Source organism: Mycobacterium asiaticum (assembly GCF_001668675.1).
Lineage (GTDB): Bacteria > Actinomycetota > Actinomycetes > Mycobacteriales > Mycobacteriaceae > Mycobacterium > Mycobacterium asiaticum_D.
In genome coordinates this window covers 20,270-39,572 of the sequence record NZ_LZKQ01000028.1, presented here as the reverse complement: position 1 = coordinate 39,572, position 19,303 = coordinate 20,270, and the positions used below count along the sequence as shown (strand labels likewise).

Annotated in this window: 19 protein-coding genes and 1 pseudogene; 5 read left to right on the top strand and 15 right to left on the bottom strand. The window is 68.1% G+C overall.

Features of this window, described 5'->3' with window-relative positions:
• Positions 1-183: 183 nt before the first annotated feature.
• Positions 184-543: pseudogene (locus A9X01_RS32135) on the bottom strand (NAD(P)H-hydrate epimerase); the annotation flags it as partial.
• A gap of 76 nt (positions 544-619) precedes the next feature.
• Between A9X01_RS32135 and A9X01_RS02325 the strand changes: the two are divergent.
• Complete coding sequence (locus A9X01_RS02325) at positions 620-1,543, top strand: class I SAM-dependent methyltransferase (RefSeq protein ID WP_065119114.1); 924 nt, start codon at positions 620-622, stop codon at positions 1,541-1,543.
• Here A9X01_RS02325 and A9X01_RS02320 read toward each other — a convergent pair.
• From A9X01_RS02320 to glmS, 5 genes are read right to left on the bottom strand one after another with little or no spacing between them, the layout of a single operon-like run.
• Positions 1,540-2,262, bottom strand: a complete 723-nt coding sequence (locus tag A9X01_RS02320) for a rhomboid-like protein (RefSeq protein WP_065119113.1) — start codon at positions 2,260-2,262, stop codon at positions 1,540-1,542. The genes A9X01_RS02325 and A9X01_RS02320 overlap by 4 nt on opposite strands.
• Before the next feature lie 9 nt (positions 2,263-2,271).
• On the bottom strand, positions 2,272-3,108 hold the full coding sequence (locus A9X01_RS02315) for a DUF4436 domain-containing protein (protein WP_065119112.1): 837 nt from the start codon (positions 3,106-3,108) through the stop codon (positions 2,272-2,274).
• The gene (locus tag A9X01_RS02310) at positions 3,105-3,980 is read right to left on the bottom strand and encodes a DUF4436 domain-containing protein (RefSeq protein ID WP_253848883.1); all 876 of its coding nucleotides are present in this window, start codon (positions 3,978-3,980) and stop codon (positions 3,105-3,107) included. Before A9X01_RS02310 ends, A9X01_RS02315 begins: the two co-directional genes overlap by 4 nt.
• 24 nt (positions 3,981-4,004) lie before the next feature.
• Entirely contained in the window at positions 4,005-4,883 is an 879-nt protein-coding gene (locus tag A9X01_RS02305; protein WP_065119111.1) for a DUF4436 domain-containing protein, read from the bottom strand.
• Between the two features lie 19 nt (positions 4,884-4,902).
• Positions 4,903-6,777, bottom strand: coding sequence for a glutamine--fructose-6-phosphate transaminase (isomerizing) (gene glmS / locus A9X01_RS02300; protein ID WP_065119110.1), 1,875 nt, complete (start codon positions 6,775-6,777; stop codon positions 4,903-4,905).
• 192 nt (positions 6,778-6,969) lie between these two features.
• On the opposite strand from glmS, the gene A9X01_RS30315 reads away from it, so the two are divergent.
• From A9X01_RS30315 to A9X01_RS02280, 4 genes are read left to right on the top strand one after another with little or no spacing between them, the layout of a single operon-like run.
• Positions 6,970-7,356, top strand: a complete 387-nt coding sequence (locus tag A9X01_RS30315; RefSeq protein ID WP_065119120.1) for a DUF2510 domain-containing protein — start codon at positions 6,970-6,972, stop codon at positions 7,354-7,356.
• Between the two features lie 19 nt (positions 7,357-7,375).
• On the top strand, positions 7,376-8,215 hold the full coding sequence (locus tag A9X01_RS02290) for a dienelactone hydrolase family protein (RefSeq protein ID WP_065119109.1): 840 nt from the start codon (positions 7,376-7,378) through the stop codon (positions 8,213-8,215).
• Complete coding sequence (locus A9X01_RS02285; RefSeq protein ID WP_065119108.1) at positions 8,212-8,562, top strand: nuclear transport factor 2 family protein; 351 nt, start codon at positions 8,212-8,214, stop codon at positions 8,560-8,562. The genes A9X01_RS02290 and A9X01_RS02285 overlap by 4 nt, the downstream gene beginning before the upstream one ends.
• Positions 8,563-8,579: 17 nt before the next feature.
• Positions 8,580-9,623 carry an LLM class F420-dependent oxidoreductase gene (locus A9X01_RS02280; RefSeq protein ID WP_065119107.1) on the top strand — a complete coding sequence of 348 codons (1,044 nt, stop codon included), beginning with the start codon at positions 8,580-8,582 and terminating at the stop codon, positions 9,621-9,623.
• 4 nt (positions 9,624-9,627) lie between these two features.
• Here the strand turns inward: A9X01_RS02280 and A9X01_RS29630 are convergent, their stop codons facing one another.
• The 9 genes from A9X01_RS29630 to eccCb all read right to left on the bottom strand — a co-directional run bounded on the left by A9X01_RS29630 (position 9,628) and on the right by eccCb (position 19,269).
• Entirely contained in the window at positions 9,628-10,968 is a 1,341-nt protein-coding gene (locus A9X01_RS29630; protein ID WP_065119106.1) for a hypothetical protein, read from the bottom strand.
• Positions 10,968-11,255 (bottom strand): type VII secretion target, encoded by a 288-nt coding sequence (locus A9X01_RS02270; RefSeq protein WP_065119105.1) that lies wholly within the window; start codon positions 11,253-11,255, stop codon positions 10,968-10,970. The genes A9X01_RS29630 and A9X01_RS02270 overlap by 1 nt, the downstream gene beginning before the upstream one ends.
• Positions 11,256-11,305: 50 nt before the next feature.
• Positions 11,306-12,643, bottom strand: coding sequence for a phosphoglucosamine mutase (gene glmM / locus A9X01_RS02265; RefSeq protein WP_065119104.1), 1,338 nt, complete (start codon positions 12,641-12,643; stop codon positions 11,306-11,308).
• Between the two features lie 148 nt (positions 12,644-12,791).
• On the bottom strand, positions 12,792-13,256 hold the full coding sequence (gene rpsI, locus A9X01_RS02260) for a 30S ribosomal protein S9 (protein ID WP_065119103.1): 465 nt from the start codon (positions 13,254-13,256) through the stop codon (positions 12,792-12,794).
• Positions 13,253-13,696, bottom strand: a complete 444-nt coding sequence (gene rplM / locus A9X01_RS02255; protein WP_065035070.1) for a 50S ribosomal protein L13 — start codon at positions 13,694-13,696, stop codon at positions 13,253-13,255. Before rplM ends, rpsI begins: the two co-directional genes overlap by 4 nt.
• Positions 13,697-13,864: 168 nt before the next feature.
• The gene (locus A9X01_RS02250) at positions 13,865-14,170 is read right to left on the bottom strand and encodes a WXG100 family type VII secretion target (protein ID WP_065119102.1); all 306 of its coding nucleotides are present in this window, start codon (positions 14,168-14,170) and stop codon (positions 13,865-13,867) included.
• Positions 14,167-14,475, bottom strand: coding sequence for a WXG100 family type VII secretion target (locus A9X01_RS02245; RefSeq protein ID WP_065119101.1), 309 nt, complete (start codon positions 14,473-14,475; stop codon positions 14,167-14,169). The genes A9X01_RS02250 and A9X01_RS02245 overlap by 4 nt, the downstream gene beginning before the upstream one ends.
• Positions 14,476-14,539: 64 nt before the next feature.
• Positions 14,540-15,751 carry a type VII secretion-associated protein gene (locus tag A9X01_RS02240; protein ID WP_065119119.1) on the bottom strand — a complete coding sequence of 404 codons (1,212 nt, stop codon included), beginning with the start codon at positions 15,749-15,751 and terminating at the stop codon, positions 14,540-14,542.
• On the bottom strand, positions 15,748-19,269 hold the full coding sequence (gene eccCb, locus A9X01_RS02235) for a type VII secretion protein EccCb (protein WP_065119100.1): 3,522 nt from the start codon (positions 19,267-19,269) through the stop codon (positions 15,748-15,750). Before eccCb ends, A9X01_RS02240 begins: the two co-directional genes overlap by 4 nt.
• Positions 19,270-19,303: the final 34 nt, after the last annotated feature.

The following is a 19,303-nucleotide window of genomic DNA, read 5'->3' as shown; positions in this document are numbered from 1 at the left end:
CGTCGGCCGCCTCGAATCCCAACATGTCGGTCTCGGGCAGGTCCAGCCCAATGTCGACGAGCTCCACGCGGCCGCAGCCGAGGTGTTCGAGGGCATCGGCGACATCGCGGTGGTCGCGGTCGACATTCCCAGCGGAGTGGACGTGGCGACCGGGGCGATCAGCGGACCCGCCGTGCACGCCGCCCCGTCGACGACCAGATCCGTTGCCGGCTGGACCTTTTCGACGACCTGGCCGCCGGCCTTGCGGAACGCCGCCAGTCCCTTCTGGTGGGCGCGTTCGGGGTTGAGCAGTATCGCGTCGGCCGCGGCGCCGCGACGGCGCAGGAACGTGGCCGCCCACAGCGCGTCGCCGCCGTTGTCACCCGAACCCACGACCGCGCAGACCCGCCGCCCGGCCACCCCGCCGGTGCGGCCCCTGAGTTCGCCCATGATCGCGGTCGCCAGACCGTAAGCGGCGCGCCGCATCAACGCCCCGTCGGGCATGCTCGCCAACAACGGCGCTTCGGCGTCGCGAATTGCGTCCACGGAGTAGTAGTGCCGCATCACAGCCAGCATTCCACACAGCTGATGTTCAGGAGCCGTCCGTACATTCGCGTCCACCGACCAAGGAGGGGCAGACATGGCACGGACCGACAACGACACCTGGGACCTCGCGACCAGCGTGGGCGCCACCGCGACCGGCGTCGCCGTGGGACGCGCGCTGGCCAGCCGGGGCGACGACCCGCTGATCAACGACCCGTACGCCGAGCCGCTGGTGCGGGCGGTCGGCGTCGACTTCTTCACGCGGCTGGCCAGCGGCGAACTCGACCCCGGCGTCGTCGACGATCACGCCGAGTTCGGCATGGAACGGATGCGCGACATGATGGCCGTGCGCACCAGGTTTTTCGACGACTTCTTCCTCGCTGCCGCCGAGGCGGGCATCCGGCAGGCGGTGATCCTGGCATCCGGACTGGATGCCCGTGGCTACCGGCTGCCGTGGCCGGCCGGCAGCATCGTGTACGAGATCGACCAACCGCAGGTGATCGAGTTCAAGACCGCGACGCTCGGCGACCTTGGAGCCACGCCGAAAGCAGAGCTGCGGACCGTGGCGGTCGACCTGCGCCACGATTGGCCACAGGCGTTGCGCTACGCGGGTTTTGACCCGCACGCACCCAGCGCATGGAGCGCCGAGGGCCTGTTGCCGTTCCTGCCGCCGGAAGCCCAGGACGCGCTGCTGGACAACATCACGGAACTCAGCGCGCCCGGCAGCCGATTGGCCACCGAGAACATGTCCGACGGCAGCCGAGCCGTGTCGTTGATGGCCGACCAGATGAAGGAGACCACCGACCGCTGGCGAGCGCACGGCTTCGACGTCGAGATGACCGACCTCTGGTATGCCGGCGATCGCAACGACGTAATCGAGTACCTCAATGCCCACGGCTGGTCGGCGGCCGCCGCCCCGGTCACTGAGTTACTTGCCACGCAAGGCGTTTCGCTGGACACCGAAGGCGAGCGGGCGGCGGTGTTCGCTTCGCTGAGCTACGTCTCCGCCACCCGCGGTTAGCCGGCTTCCGCCGTCGCTTCGGGCTCCCTGCGTGGGCGGAACAATTCGCGGAGGGCTGCCGGGTTCCACGGGACGGTCTTGCGCTCGCGGGCCATCGGGTAGAACGCCAGGCCGATGAGCAGCGCGGCGAAGTGGCCGATGGCGGTGAAGCTGAGCCCGATCCGGTCCATGGTGATCACCGGGAAGCCGAAGATCAGCAGGAGTACGGCGAGGTAGCCCCAGCGCCACGGCCGCGCGATCCGATAGGTGAGCACCCCCATCACCCCGACCAGGAAATAGCTCACCCCGATGTCGTGGGCGCGCACGTACCGCTCGGAGGCGTCTCGCAATTCGATGGCGAGGAAGAGCAGGCCTTCGCTGAAGTAGGTGGCGATGATGTGCGCGCTCAATCCCACGGTGAGCCAACGCAGTTGGCCCAGCCATCGCTCGGCCGGCGCCAGGAACAGGGTGAACAGCAGCAGATAGGGTTCCAGGCTCTTGCCGTCGATCCACATGAGGCTGGAGAACAGCACCCCCAGCGGGTCGGTGGCCAGCGCATGGATGTTGGTGTAGCGGTGCAGCAGCACCGAATGCAGCTGCTGGCCGGTCAGCACGTTCTGCAGAATCGTGGTGATCGTCAAAGCGAGCAGCCAGCCGTACGTCAGCGGCGCCCGGACGATCCAGTGCCAAACCGCACGCACCAACGTGCGCGCTCGAGCCGACACCGAAGTTTTTGCCACTGGGCAACTTTACTTGTCGTAGTCCGGGGCCAGGTGCCGCCACCAGCAGGTGATGTAGATGAGCATCGACAGCACCAGGGCAACGATCACCCAGAGCACAATCCTGATGTCGATCCAAGAGCCGAACGGCGGTGCGTTGGGCAGCGCGTTGCGCAGCGGCACCACCGCGAAAAGCATTGCCGCGTACCAGGTCGTCATCGGCGGCTGGAACTTCCGGCGGTCGCGGGCGGTCTGGATGGCGACGAACAGCCCGATGGCGGCCAGCAGGACCAGCGCGCCGAGGATGACGACCGCGAACGCCACGGTGCCTGCCGACCGCTGCAACTTCACCCGGTACGGCGCCAGCCCGCCGTCGGTGCTGGGAGCGGGAATGGTGATCTGCCAGCCGGCCAACCGGTCCACGAACGTCACCGCTGCCCGCTCCGGCACTTCCTCGGGGCCCCGGAAGAGTTCGACGGTGATCGGACCCGATGTGTAGCGGTCGAACGGCCAGTTGGCGACGTCACCGCTGAGCGTGAGCGGGACCGGAAATGTGCCGGGCAGCATCCCTTTCGACCACGACCGCTTGGTAGGCGATACCGCTGAGGTCACCACCACGCTGAGGTCCTCGGTCAGGCCGTGGGTCCGCGGATCCAGCAACTTCGGTCCGGGTGAGATCGCGAGGTTGGTGGCCAGCACGGTGTTGCTCTGCTGCACGTCCTGCAGGTCGATGGTGACCGTTGTCCCGTCGGTGGTCGGCTGACCCTGGGTCAGGTCGTGCGGTCCCTTGCCGGCAGTGCCGTACAGAGAGGTCGAGGCGAAGTAGGCCACCAGGAATACCAGTAGGCCGGCGATCCCGAGTTTCATGCGCGCTTGTCCTGGATCGAAGTTTTGCCGTATTCGGGTGCCAGATGCCGCCACCAGCAGGAGATGTAGAGCACCAGCGAGATGGTCAGGACGACGATCACCCAGAGCACGACGGTGACGTCCACCCAGCTACCGAAGGGCGGCGAATCGGGCAGCGCATCGCGCAGCGGCATGACCGCAAACAGCATGGCCGCATACCACGTCGTCATCGGCGGCTGGAATTTCCTGCGATTGCGCACCGTCTGAATTGCGACGAAGAAGGCCAGGCCGGCCAGCGCAATAAGGACACCCAGGATCAGCACCGCGAACGCCGTCGTGCTGTGCGAGCGGTGCAACAACAGCCGGTAGGGGGGATGCGGTTCGGCGCTGTCCGAGCGTGAGACGTCGACTTCCCAGCCCAGCAGCCGATCGACCAGCGTTACCGTCACCTGCTCGGGATTCTGTGCGGCGCCAGAGAAAAGGTGAACCTTGAGCGGTCCGGTCTCATAACGGTCGAAGGGCCAGTCGGCAACGTCACCGGTCAGGCTGATCGACACCCGGAGGACATCGGGTAGCGACCCTTTCGGCCAGGTACGTTTGCTGGCCTGCACCAGCGAGTTGGCGACAATATGAAGGTCTTCTGTCAGCGTGCCGGTTTGCGGGTCCAGCAACCCGGGTGCCGGGACGACGGTGATGTTGGCTGCCAGGAGGCCGTTATTGGACCGGATGTCCTCGATGTCGAACGTCACCTTGGAGCCCTCGCCCGAACCGTTGGACATCTGGTGACGATGGCCCATGCCGCCGTTGACGTACAACACGATCGATGCGATGTATCCCGCGACGAAGACGACGACTCCGATGATGGTGCGTCTCGACACCGAGATCCTCGCCACGGCTTTACCTTCGCACGCCGCGGCCTATTTGGGTGTCGACTCAGCCGGTTTCGGTACTGGTTCGGCGGGCTTGTCGTAGTCCGGCGCCAGGTGCCGCCACCAACAGGAGACGTACAACCCCATCGCGGTCACCAAGGCCACGATCACCCAGATGACGACCATGACGTCGACCCAGGCGCCGAAGGGCGGCGAATCGGGCAGGGCGTTGCGCAGCGGCACCACGGCGAACAGCATCGCGGCGAACCACGTCGCCATCGGCGGCTGGAATTTGCGCCGGTTGCGTACCGTCTGAACGGCGACGAACAGGCCGAAGCCGGCCAGTGCCACCAGCACTCCCAGCAGGACGACGGCCACTGCCACGGTGCTCGGCGAGCGGTGGACGTCCACCCGGTACGGTCCCGCGTTGCCGAGCTTGCCGCCTTGCACGCTGGGTTTCCAGCCCGGCAGCCGGTCGTAGAAGCCCACCGAAGCCCGCTCCGGCGTCTGCGGGGCACCACGGAAGATGTTGACGGAGATGGGCTTGGACTTGTAGCTGTCGAACGGCCAGTCCGAGATGTCACCGCTGATGTTCACCGAAACCGGAAAGACGCCGGGTTGGGTGCCTCTCTGCCAGGTTCGGCTGGTGGGCGCGGTCGCGGAGGTGATTGCGACGGTGAGGTCTTCTTTGAGATTGCCGGTCTGCGGGTCCAGCAACTCAGGACCCGGTGTCACCGTCAGGTCAGCTTGCAGCGCGTTGCGATACGGCTGGATACCCACGAGATCAAGCGTCACGGCCGTCCCGTCCGATGCCGGCTGAGGATCGATGAGGGGGCGCGCCGGGCCCAGGCCGGCAATGCCGTACACCGCTGCCAATCCGATATATGCGACAACGAACGCGGCGATGCTAGCGATGCGCCATTTCATGGTGCCTCCCCGACGACGACTATTCGACGGTGACGGATTTTGCCAGATTTCGGGGCTTGTCGACGTCGTAGCCGCGGGCCTGCGCCACCGCGGCGGCGAACACCTGCAGTGGGATGGTCGAGAGTAGGGGCTGCAAAAGCGTTGAGACCGCGGGGATTTCGATCAGGTGGTCGGCGAAGGGGCGCACGGTGTCGTCGCCTTCCTCGGCGATCACGATGGTGATCGCTCCGCGTGTCTGTATTTCGCGGATATTGGACAGCAGCTTCGCGTGCAGCGTCGCTGACCCCTTCGGTGAGGGCATGACGACGATGACCGGCAGATCATCCTCGATCAGCGCGATCGGACCGTGCTTGAGCTCGCCGGCCGCAAATCCCTCGGCGTGCATGTACGCCAGTTCCTTCAGCTTCAGCGCGCCTTCCAGCGCCACCGGGTAGCCGACGTGGCGGCCCAGGAACAGCACCGTCGACGATTTCGCGAATCGATGGGCAAGGTCGGCCACCGGGTCGACCCCGGCGATCACGCTGGCCACCAGGTCCGGCATCGCTTCCAGCTCGCGGTACTCCCGCTCGACCTCGTCGGGGTACTTGGTGCCGCGCGCCTGCGCCAGCGCCAAACCCACCAGGTAATTCGCCGTGATCTGGGCGAGGAACGTCTTGGTCGATGCGACGCCGATCTCCGGTCCGGCCCGGGTGTAGAGGACCGCGTCACACTCGCGCGGGATCTGCGAGCCGTTGGTGTTGCAGATGGCCAGAACCTTGGCTTTCTGCTCCTTGGCGTGCCGCACCGCCTCCAGCGTGTCGGCGGTCTCGCCGGACTGCGAGATCGCGACCACCAGGGTGCTGCGGTCCAAAACAGGGTCGCGGTAACGGAATTCGCTGGCCAGCTCCACCTCGACGGGCAGTCGGGTCCAGTGCTCGATCGCGTATTTGGCCAGCAGCCCGGAGTGGTAGGCGGTGCCACAGGCGACGACGAACACCTTGTCGATCTCGCGCAACTCCTGGTCGGAGAGTCGCTGCTCGTCGAGCACGATCCGGTTGTTCACAAAATGCCCGAGCAGGGTGTCGGCGACCGCGGCGGGTTGCTCGGCGATCTCTTTGAGCATGAAGTACTCGTAGCCGCCCTTTTCGGCGGCGGCCAGGTCCCAGTCGATGTGGAATTCCCGGTACGCGCCGGGCCCCAGGTCCTCGTTGCCGGCGAAGTCGGTGACGCGGTAGCCGTCGGCGGTGATCACGACCGCTTGGTCCTGGCCGAGTTCGACCGCCTGGCGGGTGTGCTCGATGAAGGCGGCCACGTCGGACCCGACGAACATCTCGCCCTCGCCGACACCAAGCACCAGCGGTGTTGACCGGCGGGCGGCGACGATGGTGCCGGGCTCGTCGGCGTTGGCGAACACCAGGGTGAAGTGCCCCTCCAGTCGGCGCAGCACGGACAGGACGGAGGCGACGAAATCGCCGGCCGTCGGCCCGTGTTGGTAGGCCCACGCGACCAGGTGCACCGCGACTTCGGTGTCGGTGTCGCTGGCGAACTCCACCCCGGAGGCCTCCAGCTCCTGACGAAGGTTGGCGAAGTTCTCGATGATGCCGTTGTGAACGACCGCGATCTTGCCCGCGGCGTCGCGGTGCGGGTGTGCATTGCGGTCGGTGGGGCGGCCGTGGGTGGCCCACCGGGTGTGGCCAAGACCGGCCACACTATTGAGTTCACCGGGGGACATCTCCCCGATCGCCGCCTCCAGATTCGCCAGCTGACCGGCGCGGCGCCGAACCGTCAGCTTGCCTTTACCGTCGAGCAATGCGATGCCCGACGAGTCGTAGCCGCGGTATTCCATCCGGCGCAGTGCGTCCATGACGACGTCGCAAGCCGGGCGATGCCCGACGTATCCGACGATTCCGCACATTCTGACCAGGGTAGTGCAGGTGCGGATTTACCATCGGGCGCGACGGTATCGTTTATCCGTCAAATGGGCCTGTGAGGAGCGGTTTTGTCATATCCATACCCGCAGGGCGGTGGCCAGTATCACCAGCCCCAACCGCACCAGCAGGCCGGTGGGCCGTATCAGCAGCCTCAGCCCTACCAGCAGTCCGGCGAATTGTTCTACGTCGGACTGCTCAAGCACACCGGCGCACTGATCTTCTGGTTTCAGCAGACCGTCCGGTTCACCGGGACTTTGGAGCAGTGCGAGCGGGCTTACCGCGATGCGCAGAACCACTGCCTGATCGCCGGTTGGTGGAGCATCGCATCCTTGCTGTTGAACCCGATTGCGCTGTTCCATAACCGCAGCGCTATCCGCAAGATCCGCAATCTGGCGCAGCAGCCGCAGCAGCCGCAGCAGTTCCAACAGTCCCAGGCGGTCGGCGCCCGGTCGCCGGGAGCCATGCCGGCGGGCTGGTATCCCGACCCGTCCGGACACCCCGGACAGCGCTATTGGGACGGCGCAACGTGGACGGGCTTCACCCATCCACCGGCGCACCGCTAACGCGGGCTAGGGTTCGAAGGTGGCCCGCATTCGTAAGCTCGTCGCCGCTCTCAACCGCCGCGGCCCACATCGCGTATTGCGCGGTGACCTGGCCTTTGCCGGACTGCCCGGCGCGGTGTACACCCCCGAGGCCGGACTGAACCTGCCCGCTATCGCTTTCGGTCACGACTGGCTGACCGTGTCGACCCACTACGCGGGCCTGCTCGAGCACCTGGCGTCCTGGGGCATCGTGGCCGCGGCGCCCGACACTCAGCGCGGGCTGGCGCCGTCGGCGCTGAACCTGGCCTTCGATCTGGGTGTCGCTTTGGACATTGTGGCCGGGGTGCGACTTGGACCGGGTGAGATCAGCGTGCACCCCGGCAAGCTCGGCGTGGTCGGCCATGGTTTCGGCGGTTCGGCGGCGGTGTTCGCGGCCGCCGGGATGCCCGGCAGGTTGAAGGCCGCGGCGGCGCTCTTCCCGACCGTGACGGTGCCGCCGGCCGAACAACCGGCCGCCACCCTGGACCTGCCCGGTCTGATCATGACCGCGCCGGACGACCCGAAGACGCTGAACTCCAACGCGTGGTCGTTGTCCCGTGCGTGGGACGACGCGACCGTGCGGATCATCAGCAAGTCCAAACCCGGTGGTCTGGTCGAGGGCCGGCGCCTGCCCAAGGCGCTGGGGTTGGCCGGCTCCGATCGCAAGACGCAACGGGCGGTCCGGGCTCTGCTGACGGGATACCTGCTCTACGCCCTGGGCGGCGAAAAGACCTACCGCGACTTCGCCGATCCCGACGTGCAGCTACCCAGGACCGAGCAGTTGGATCCCGAGGCTCTGTCGGTCACGCCCGAAGAGAAGATCGTCGCGCTGCTCAAATGACCCCGGCGCGCGAGCTTTACAACCGATGGATCACCGAACTGTGGTCGGGGCGCCCGGTCGCCGCGGAAATCGTCACCGAGGACTTCGTCGGCCATTGGCCCGACCGCGACGTGCACGGTCCGGCCGAACTCCAGCAGATCATCGATGAGACCCGAAACATGTTGGCGGACCTAACATTCCGAATCGAGATCGGCCCGCTGCAGGAGGGGGACCTGGTGGCCGGCCGGTGGGTCGGCAGCGGCCGTGGACCAGCGGGCCCGGTTGATTTCACCGGCAACGACATCCTGCGGCTCGCCGCGGACGGGCAGCGGTTCGCGGAGTACTGGACGGGTACCTCCGCCGGCTGACGTGGTAAGTGTCGTTGATGCGAATCGGGATCGCGCTGGACTACACGGGCGGGTTTCACGAGGCCGTTGACCGCGTCGTCGAGCTCGAGAAGTCGGGTATTGATGTTGCGGTCGTGGCCGAGGCGTATGCCTTCGACGCCATCAGTCAGCTGGGTTATCTGGCGGCCAAGACCAATCGGGTCGAGCTGGCCTCCGGCGTGGTGCCGATCTATATCCGCTCGCCGTCGCTGCTGGCGATGACGGCGGCGGGCCTGGACTATGTTTCGGGCGGACGGTTCCACCTCGGGATCGGCACGTCCGGGCCGCAGGTGATCGAGGGATTCCACGGCATCGAATTCGACGCCCCACTGGGCCGCACCCGCGAGACCGCGGAGATCTGCCGGCGGGTGTGGCGGCGGGAACGGCTGCACTACGACGGCAAGCACTACCAGATCCCGCTGCCCGCCGACCGCGGCACCGGGCTGGGTAAGGCCCTGCACCTGATCAATCACCCGGTGCGCGAACGCATTCCAATCTCGATCGCGTCGCTGGGACCCAAGAATGTCGAACTCACCGCGGAGATCGCCGAGGGGTGGCAACCGGCGTTCTACTATCCGGACAAGGCGCATCTGGTGTGGGGTGAGGCGCTGGCGGCCGGTGCCGCAAAGCGCGACCCCGCATTGGGCCCGCTGGACGTCATGGTCGGCACGTCGTTGGCCATCGGCGACGACGTCGAGGACCGGTTGGCTTGGACCAAACCGCAATTGGCGCTCTACATCGGCGGGATGGGTGCCAAGGGCCGGAATTTCTACCACAGTCTGGCAACCCGCTACGGGTTCGGCGAGGTCGCGGACCGGATCCAGGAGTTGTATCTGGCCGGTCGCAAACGTGAGGCGATCGACGCGCTGCCCGACGAGTTGGTCCGCGGCGTCTCGTTGATCGGCCCACGCGGGTTCGTCGCCGAACGACTGGCCGTGTTCGCCGAAGCGGGAGTGACGACACTGCTGGTGCGGCCGGTGACCACCGACGCGGGCGAGGCGGTGCGTTATGTCGAAGAGCTGCTACAGATTCGGCCCTCCTGACCGCTCATTGCCCCGCCTTGGGCAGTTCGTCCGCTGCGATCTCGCAGGGCGTCTTCCCTGCGGGCACGGGCATGGGCATGGGCGGGGCCTGGGCCGGCGGGGGTTGAGCAATCGGTGTGGCCGCGGGAGAACCAGCCGGCGGTGACGCGGCCGGTTGACCGGGCGCGGGTTGCTCGGCGGCCGGTTGACCGGGCGCGGGTTGCTCGGTCACCGGTTGACCGGGCGGTGTCACGGTCTTCGCGACCTGGGGCCCGTCGTCAGCCTCGGGATGGTGCGGCTTCTTGCGTTCCCCGTCCGGATCGTCGTCGGGGTCAGCGCCGAAGGCGTCGTCGCCGGGTGGGTCGGCCGTCGAATCCAGCAGACCACTCATCGCCTGGACGATCCGGCTGGCCAGTCCGCCGAGACCGCCGAGTCCGCCGACCCCGCCGAGTCCGCCCAGGTCACCGCCACCGCCCAAGCCGCCGCCGGACATGCCCGACCCGCCGCCCGTCATGCCGGAAGCACCACTCGGCACTGTTCCCGAGTCCGGTTGTGCTAGTGGCACATTCGGACTCACCGACGCGGGAGCCGCTGACCTCGCTGCGGTGACCGGCGGAGTCGATGACCCGGCGGCGAAACCCGCAACCGGCGCCGGCCCGGTGGCGACCGCGGAATTGGCCGCGGCCGCTACCAGCGGGCCGCGCGGCCCCAGATCGCCCGGGATCTCGAACGAGGCTCGCGGCACGGCGGCCAGCCGGTCGGCGACCATGTCGTAGGACGCCGCTACAGCCGCGGTCGTGGCACGCATCGCGGTCAGCCAATCCTGGCGAATCGCGTTGTCCACGTGGGGTTTTATCTGCCGCTCCACCACTTCGTAAGCGGCCGTCCGATCGCCCGCGCCGGCGGTGACGGCGGCGGCCGCGGCCAGCCACACCGGGCGCTGCGCCTCGGTCCGCTCGTCAACGGCGACGGTCGTCGTCACTCGCGAGTCGACGAGGTGCCACAGGTTGTCCCGTAGCGACTCGAGTTGCTCGGCCGCGGTGCGGAGTTCGGTGACAACGGCGTCCGCGGTGTCGCAGTGGCGATGAACGAACGCAACGGCGGCGTCGGCGCCCGCGCCGGTCCACGCCTGCATCAGCACGGAAACCTGCGCGCGCTGTGACCGCAGCGCCTCGGCGACCACGATGGCCGCCTCCCGCAACCGCGCACAATCGGCGTCCAGCGCATGAAGGTCGAGTCCGTCTTCGCTGCCGTACAGTTCGCGAACCGGCAGCGGATCGTGGCAGGCCCGCGCATACGTCTCGGTGTGCTCGATGGCGGGCAGTCCTTCGGCCAGGCGTCCGGCGACGTCCAGTCGATCGGCCATCAGGCGATCCGGGCGGCGGCATACAACTCGGCGTCGGCGTAGCGCTCGGCGCCCTCCCGCAGCGCGGCGGCGATCTCGGCGGCCGCGCGTGACCACCGCGCCAAGTCACCGGCCAACCCGGCCAGCCCGGCCCGCACCCCGTCTCCGCCGGCCGCGTACGACCGGCCCGCCCGGCCACCACCGAAAGTCAACTGCGCCAAGTGCATTCGCGCCGCGTCATCGATCAGTTCGGACGCCGCACTGAACTGGTCGGCGATCGAGCGCACCGCCGCGTTATCGAGTCTCATACCTAATCCGACGCCGCCCGAGGCGTCGGGGTTCCCCCGAGATTTCCGGCTCAGCCGGCGGCGCTGACCGCGTCGGCCACAGTTCCGGCCAACCGTTGCGCAACTTCCTCGTCGGCGGCCTCCACCATCACCCGGATCATCGGCTCGGTTCCAGAGGGCCGCAATAGAATTCGCCCGGTGTCACCGAGTTCGGCCTCGGCCTGGTCGACCGCGTCGCGCACCGATGGCGCGGCGGCGGCGGTGGCCTTGTCCGCCACCTGAACGTTGATCAACACCTGCGGCAGGGAGCGCATCGCCGACGCGAGGACGGCCAGGGAAGAACCGGTCTGGACCATGCGGGTCATCAGCCGCAGCCCGGTGACGATGCCGTCGCCGGTGGATCCCAGCGCCGGCATCACGATGTGTCCGGACTGCTCGCCGCCGAGGCTGTAACCGCCGGCCCGCAGCTCTTCCAGGACGTAGCGGTCGCCGACGCCGGTGGTGCGCACCGTCACGCCGGCCGCGCGCATGGCCAGATGCAGACCGAGGTTGCTCATCACGGTCGCCACCAGCGTGTCGGAGGCGAGTTCACCGGCCTCCTTCATGGCCAGCGCCAGCACCACCATGATGGTGTCGCCGTCGACAAGCTCGCCGTTGGCGTCGACGGCCAGGCAGCGGTCGGCGTCGCCGTCGTGCGCCAGCCCCAGGTCGGCGCGGTGGTCGACGACGGCGGCGCGCAGCGAATCCAGGTGCGTCGAACCGCACCCGTCGTTGATGTTCAGGCCGTTGGGATCGGCGTTGATGGCGATGACCCGTGCGCCCGCCGCGCGGTAGGCCGCCGGGGCCGCAGCGGACGCGGCGCCGTGCGCGCAGTCGACGACAACGGTGAGCCCGTCGAGGCGGCTGGTGCTGGCCTTGCCGACGTGGCGCAGGTAGCGGTCGGCCGCGTCGGCGGCGTCCAGAACCCGGCCGATGCCCGCGCCGACCGGCCGCAACCCGGGGCCGGCGGCGACGAGGTCCTCGATGCGGTCTTCGGTGTCGTCGTCGAGTTTGTGGCCGCCGGGGCCGAAGATCTTGATGCCGTTATCGGGCATCGGGTTGTGCGACGCGGAGATCATCACACCGAAGTCGGCGTCGTAGGCGCTGGTCAGATAGGCCACTGCGGGGGTGGGGAGCACCCCTACCCGCAGGGCGTCGACGCCCTGACTGGTCAGGCCGGCGATCACCGCCGCTTCCAGCATTTCGCCGCTGGCGCGGGGATCCCGGCCGATCACGGCGACGCGTCGGCCCGGACCGGCCGAGTTGGCCAGGTGGCGTGCCGCTGCGGCGCCCAGCGCGAGCGCCAATTCGGCGGTCAACTCACGATTGGCGACTCCGCGTACGCCGTCGGTGCCGAATAGTCGACCCATGCGGACAAACCTCTCACAGTTGGCTCACACATGGCGAGCGTGCAGATAACCACTGTTGGCTGCGAGCGTGCGTCGAGTACCCGCGACACGCCGAAACATGCGTAGATATCGCGCGGGCGATACACGCCCGCAGCCTGCCAGTGACTGATCAGCGCTTGCTGTACTGAGGCGCCTTGCGGGCCTTCTTCAGGCCGTACTTCTTGCGCTCGGTGGCGCGCGGGTCACGGGTGAGGAACCCGGCCTTCTTCAGCGCCGGGCGGTCCTCCGGCGAAGCGATGATCAGCGCGCGGGCGATGCCCAGGCGCAGGGCGCCGGCCTGGCCGGACGGGCCTCCGCCGTGCAGCAGCGCGTAGATGTCGTAGTTGTCCAGCCGCTCCACGGTGACCAGCGGGGCCTTGATCAGCTGCTGGTGCACCTTGTTGGGGAAGTAGTCCTCCAGGCTGCGGCCGTTGAGGTCGAACTTGCCGGTACCCGGGACGAGACGAACCCGGACGACGGCTTCCTTGCGGCGGCCGACCGTCTGGATGGGGCGCTCGAACACGAACGATTCGGCGACGGCCGTGTCTTCGGCCGCGGTCTCGGTCACCTCGGTGGTTTCCACGGTCTCGGTCATTGCGCCACCTGCTTGATCTCGAACGGAACGGGCTGCTGAGCGGTGTGCGGATGCTCCGGGCCCGCGTAGACGCGAAGCTTCTTCTGGATCTGCCGGCTCAGCTTGTTCTTGGGCAGCATGCCGACGATCGCCTTCTCCACTACGCGGTCGGGGTGCTTCTCCAGCAGCTCGCCGATGCTGCGCTTGCGCAGACCGCCGGGATAACCCGAGTGGCTGTAAGCCATCTTGCTCTGCAGTTTGTCGCCGCTGATGGCGACCTTTTCGGCGTTGATGACGATGACGAAGTCACCGCCGTCGACATTGGGCGCGAACGTCGGCTTGTGCTTGCCGCGCAACAGATTGGCTGCCGCGACGGCAAGACGGCCAAGCACCACGTCCGTGGCGTCGATGACGTACCACGACCTGGTGGTGTCACCCGCCTTGGGCGCGTATGTAGGCACAGCGCTTACCTCTTTCTCTGCGAGCCTGGTAGCTCGGGTTGGATCCCGGTGTGAGCCGGGGGCCGGTCAGGCGATTGCGGCTGGGGTTGTCCTCGGCGACCGACGTTGACCCGAGCCCCGGCGTACCGCACGCCAACGGAGCAGCTTACCGATCCGCATCCCCGCAGGTCAAAACGGGCGTGCCCAGCTACCGGCGGCCCGGCGATCGGCGCTGGCCACCTCGTCGGCGCCGTCGCGGACCGCGTGGCCCAGCTGGTTCAGGATCTCATTGAGCGCGGTGGCCGCCTGATGCCACTTGAGTTGTTCGGCCTGATAGGCCGCGGCGGCCTCGCGGGTCCACAGCTGTTGCAGGGGCGCAATGCGGGATCTGAGCTCCTCGAGCGCGGATTCCAGGCGTGCGGAGGTGGTGTGGATTTCCTGGCGGACCGAGTGTTCGATCGCGTCGAAGTTGTACGACAGCGCGGCTTCGTTCACAGTGCGCCCGCCGCCGCGCCAATGTGGTGGGCATGGCTGTGGCCGGACTCGCGCAAGGCGGCCTCGTTGGACCGAATCGTCTCCGCGATGCCGTGCAGGGCGTGGTACAGGCGCGTCGACTCGGCGTTCCAACGGTCCAGGACCTCCTTGAACCGCGTCGCCGCCAACCCGGCCCACACCGAGGTGGGCACGGCGCTCATCCGGCCGATGAAGGCGTGCAGCATCGCACGAATCTCCTCGTTGCGGGTGTCCGTGGTGGCCGCGACCGACCGCATCAAATCGAAATCGGTGTTCAGGGTGCTCATACCGGATTGGACCGTCGCCGAGTCCGTTCGGTTCCCTCTTCTTCGCGACGGATTCGCGGACGGGTCAATGAACCGCGTGGGCCGACCGCACGGCCTGCTCGCAAGCGTCGCGGACGGCGTCCGGGGACTGGGGCCGACTCTGGCATCCAACGCTGATCCGCACGGATCCGTCCAGCAGCACGCTCCAGCGCACGTCGTGACCCGGCCGGACTTCGCGGTAGGTGACTGCTGGTCTGCCGGCGCTGAGGCCGGACGGATCGAAGTCGACGAACACCCCCGCGGGTTCGGCGTCGAAGGCTCGTCGGAGCCGGTCGGCGGCGCCGGTCAGCGTCTCCCCCGGCGTCGGCGATTGGGTGATGTGCAGCGCGACCTCCGGGTCCGCCGGCGAGGTGACCTGCACGCGCGCCGACCCTGGCCCGTCAGTCACCCGCTGGGTCAGCCAGGCGGCCGGGACGGTCAGCGCCACCTGGCCTTCCACCAGCACCGTCGTCGGGGCCGGTGGTGGCTCCGGCGAGCGTGGCGGACCCGCGGCGTCGGTGGCCGGCACCGAGACGGTCACCAGGGTCGCGACGACCCCCATGGCGACGACAGCAGCCACCGTGGAGGCCGCAACACGCACCCGGGACCGGGGCCGCACCGGCGCGGGAAGGCCGAGTTGCTCGCCGCTCGCCGCAGCCGCTGCCGCTCGTCGGCCCAGTGCGGCGTCGTCGATCTTTGTGACGGTGTGCCCGCGTGCGGTGAGGGCGGCGGCGATCTGACCGGCGAGCAGCGGCGCGCCCGGTACCGCGCCGGGCGCATCGATCAGCACCGCGGCACGTGGCGCCGTCGTCTCGACGGCGGCCGCCACTTCCCCGGCGAGCCGCTTGTGCATCCGTCGCGACACCGCAGTGAGCTCGCGTCCTGCGATCGCCACCAGTCGGTCGGCGATCTCCACCACGACCGTCGAATCCGTGGACCCACCCCGAGTCAGCCACGACCGCGGCTGCAGGGTGGCGCCGGTCAGGGTGCTCGCGGCCGCGGTGATCACGTCCACTCGTGAAGTCGGCCACCAGGACGGGTGCACGACGATCGGACCACCGTGATGTCCGTCCGCCAGTGCGCGCAGTGCGGTCGTCCACAAAGTGCCGGCCGAGACGGGTTGCTCGTCCAACAGCGCCACCGGGTCGTCGATCGCTTCGAGCGCGATCAAGCCAACGTCACTGGAATCTGCCGTACCACAACATAATCGGTGTACTGCTGCCGGTCCGGCCGCGATGACGGCACGGTGTGCGGTCATGCCGGCGCGGCCCATCCCACCTGAATCACCTGCTCGACGCCAGGGCGGGTGATCAGCACCCCGCGACCCGGTGGCAACGGCCCGACGGGCTGGGCGGTGAGCAGCACGCCGTCCTCGGCGCGTCCGCTCATCATCAGGCCCATGCAGCCGAGATCGCGCAGGCCGGCGATCAGCGGTTCATACAGAGCGCGCGCGGCGCCTCCGCTGCGCCGCGCCACCACCAGGTGCAGCCCGAGATCTGTTGCGTACGGCAGGTATTCGAGCAGGAGGAGCAGCGGGTTGCCGGTCGAGGCGGCGACCAGGTCATAGTCGTCGATGACGACATAGACGTCGGGACCGGTCCACCAGGACCTGGTACGCAGCTGCGCGTGATCGACGTCAGCGGTGGGCATCCGGTCTCGCAGCAAACCGATCAGGTCCGGCAGCATCGTGGTCAAAGCCGCGGGCGACATGGCATAGCCGCCCAGATGTCCGGACTCGACGACACCGATCAGGGTGCGTCGGTAGTCGACGAGGAACAATTGAGCTTGCGCGGCAGTTTTGGCGCGGGTGATCTCCCGGCACAGGACGCGCAGGGTCGCGGTTTTCCCGCATCCGTTGTCGCCCAATATGAGTAGGTGCCGGCCATTGTCGAGATCGACGAAGACCGGTTGCAAGCGGGTCTCGCCGAGCCCGAGCAGCATCCGTCTATCGGCACCGGCAAGGATTGACCCGTGGTTCACCTGGGCGGGCAGCTGCGGTATCGGCGGCGCCGCGGAACCATCGCAGCGGATCTCGACGTCCTCCAGATCCGGCAGCGCCATCATCATGTGCAGGCCTTCGGGGCTCAGACCGCGACCGGGATGGTCGCGGGGCACTTCTCGGGCTCGCCTGCGGTCCAGTTCGGAATCCGCCGGATCGCCGAGCCGCAACTCGATGCGCGTGCCGATCTGGTCTTTCAGCGCCGGCCTGATCTCAGCCCAGCGCGATGCCGACAGCACGACATGCACACCATACGAAAGGCCCTGCGCCGCAATCATGGTGATGCTCTCTTCGAGGCCGTCGAACTGCTGGCGTAGCGCCGCCCAACCGTCGACGACCAGCATCACATCAGCAGAGTCGGCGCCGCGCCCGTCTCGGCCAGAACACTCCCGTGTTCGCAGAATCGATTCGAGTTCGCCGACGACGCGGGCGACGAGTCCGGGCTGGGACCGGCCGGCCACCGCGCCGACGTGCGGCAGATCAGCGAGCGCGAACAACGCACCGCCACCGAAGTCCAGGCAGTAGAACTGCAGCCGTGCGGGGGCGTGGGTGGCGGCCAGCGCGGTGAGCACCGTGCGCAGTGCGGTCGACTTGCCCGCCCGGGGCGCACCCACCACCGCAACATTGCCGGCGGCGCCGGACAACTCGACCGTCAGCGGAGTGCGCGACTGCTCGTAGGGCCGGTCCACCACACCGATCGGCACGGCCAAATCCGCCGGCTCGCCGTCGCGCAACAGCGGGCCGAGGGTCGGCGCCGTGCTCAGCGGCGGCAGCCATACCGGGTGGGCGGGCGGTCCGTGGTCCTTGACTCGAGCGAGGACGCCGTCCAGGACGGACGGTGCCGGCACTGGGATGGCTTCGGTGACATCCCCCGCGGGATCAGCGGTGAACCTTTGTGGCACTCCGGGTGTGGTGCCAGTGGGCCGGGTCGGCGCACCCGGTTGCGAGACGAGCGCGCTCTGGAATCGGACCAGCTCCCCACCGGCGGTCCGCAGGAAGCCGGCACCGGGTGTGTTCGGCAAGTGGTAGGCATCGGTCGTGCCCAGCACGGCTCGTGACTCACTCTCGGACAGGGTCTTCAGACACAGGCGATAGGACAGGTGCGCCTCCAGTCCGCGCAGCCTTCCTTCCTCGAGCCGCTGGCTGGCCAGCAACAGGTGCATCCCTAGCGACCGCCCCAGCCGGCCGATTGCCACGAACGTGTCGGCGAAGTCGGGATGCTGGCTGAGCAACTCGGAGAATTCGTCGACGATGATGAAAAGGGTTGGTAGCGAATCGGAGTCCGTGCCCCTTCGCTGCGCGCAGGCGGTGAGGCTGGCACAGCCCGCGGCGCGGAGCAGCCGCTGTCGCCGGTTTATCTCCCCGGCAAGGGATTCGCGCATCCGGGCGACAAGTGGTGCTTCGTCGGCGAGGTTGGTGATCACCGCCGCCACGTGCGACGCCCGTACAAAGTCGAGAAACGCCGCTCCGCCTTTGAAATCCACCAAAAGCAGATTGAGCACCGCGGGTGAGTTGCGCGCGATCATGCCGAGCGCGATGGTGCGCAGCAGTTCGGACTTACCCGACCCGGTTGCTCCCACGCACAGCCCATGCGGCCCCATGCCCTGTTCGGCCGCCTCCTTGATATCCAGGTTGACCGTTTGCCCGTCAGCAGCAGAACCGATCGGGGCACTGAGCCGGTCACGCCGATGCTGGTTGCGCCACAGGACAATCGGATTGTCAAACCCGTGGAACAGGCCGGCCCCTGCGGGCGGCGCCGTGCCAGTGCGGGCCAGCAGCCGGCGCGCGCACACTGCGGCCTCGAGCTCGGAAAGCCGGTCCGGGCAAGTCAGTGTCTGCTGCCCGTCCGCGTGCCGGACCACGATGGATGTCGCGTGGCGGCCGACTACCAGACTTATCGCACCCGGGACCGGTTCGGCGTCGGGCACATCGAGGATCATTACAACCACTAGCGCCGCGCCGGCGGACAACGCGTCGCGGGCCTGCGCGACGCTGCGATACACCATCCGCGCCGGCCCCAGCGCGTCGGTCAATCGGGGATGCCGGTTGTGCGGCAGCCACTTCAGCCAATCCCATCCGGCGCCGACGCCGACGATCGACATGTCCTCCGGCGCATAGCGGCAGGCGAGCCGGCAGATTATGGCGCGCAGCAAGCCACGTACCTGGGCAGCGTCGCCGTCGACTGTGACCGCGTGACCGGGGCGCAGCCGCAGCACTGTCGGCGCCTCGATCGTGCTGTGCAATTCGAGAAACCGTTGCATTGCCGCCACGGTGACCGGATCGCAGCGCCGTTCGGGCGGAAGGCGGGCGGCGACCAGTCGGGTGCCGAGCGGCTGCCTGGCGACACCGACCCGGACCCGGAGGCCTTCGGAATCGCTCACCGGACGCGCCCACTGCTGGGGATGCCCGCTCAACGTCCACAGACAATCGGGGTCCGGGAACTCCCGGATAAGCGACATATATTGCGCACCGGCGACTTCGCTGACCTGAACGCTCATCTCGCTGAGATACGCGAGGTACTCGTCGCGGACTGCGTCGATCGCCGCGCCGCGGCGCCGACCCTGTCCTGCGATCGCGGTGACCACTGCCGAGGCCGACATCATCACCGGGAGGAGGACATAGCTCGGGTTACGAGCCGCCGGCGAGCCCGCGACAAGCGCACCGGCCGCCACTGCCATTGCTACGGCTGACATCACCACGGGCAGCAGCACGGCAAGCCGGCTCGGTCCCGTCTGCGGCACCTCGGGCGGTGCGGCGATTTCGATCACCGCGGTCACAGTTCGACGACGTTATGCCGCATCATTTTTCGTC

Coding starts and splice junctions, on each gene's coding strand:
- A9X01_RS02325 (WP_065119114.1), top strand. CDS start 620: ATGGCACGGACCGACAACGACACCTGGGACCTCGCGACCAGCGTGGGC.
- A9X01_RS02315 (WP_065119112.1), bottom strand. CDS start 3,108: ATGAAACTCGGGATCGCCGGCCTACTGGTATTCCTGGTGGCCTACTTC.
- A9X01_RS02305 (WP_065119111.1), bottom strand. CDS start 4,883: ATGAAATGGCGCATCGCTAGCATCGCCGCGTTCGTTGTCGCATATATC.
- glmS (WP_065119110.1), bottom strand. CDS start 6,777: ATGTGCGGAATCGTCGGATACGTCGGGCATCGCCCGGCTTGCGACGTC.
- A9X01_RS02285 (WP_065119108.1), top strand. CDS start 8,212: ATGACCCCGGCGCGCGAGCTTTACAACCGATGGATCACCGAACTGTGG.
- A9X01_RS02280 (WP_065119107.1), top strand. CDS start 8,580: ATGCGAATCGGGATCGCGCTGGACTACACGGGCGGGTTTCACGAGGCC.
- A9X01_RS29630 (WP_065119106.1), bottom strand. CDS start 10,968: ATGGCCGATCGACTGGACGTCGCCGGACGCCTGGCCGAAGGACTGCCC.
- A9X01_RS02270 (WP_065119105.1), bottom strand. CDS start 11,255: ATGAGACTCGATAACGCGGCGGTGCGCTCGATCGCCGACCAGTTCAGT.
- glmM (WP_065119104.1), bottom strand. CDS start 12,643: ATGGGTCGACTATTCGGCACCGACGGCGTACGCGGAGTCGCCAATCGT.
- rpsI (WP_065119103.1), bottom strand. CDS start 13,256: ATGACCGAGACCGTGGAAACCACCGAGGTGACCGAGACCGCGGCCGAA.
- A9X01_RS02245 (WP_065119101.1), bottom strand. CDS start 14,475: ATGAGCACCCTGAACACCGATTTCGATTTGATGCGGTCGGTCGCGGCC.
- A9X01_RS02240 (WP_065119119.1), bottom strand. CDS start 15,751: ATGACCGCACACCGTGCCGTCATCGCGGCCGGACCGGCAGCAGTACAC.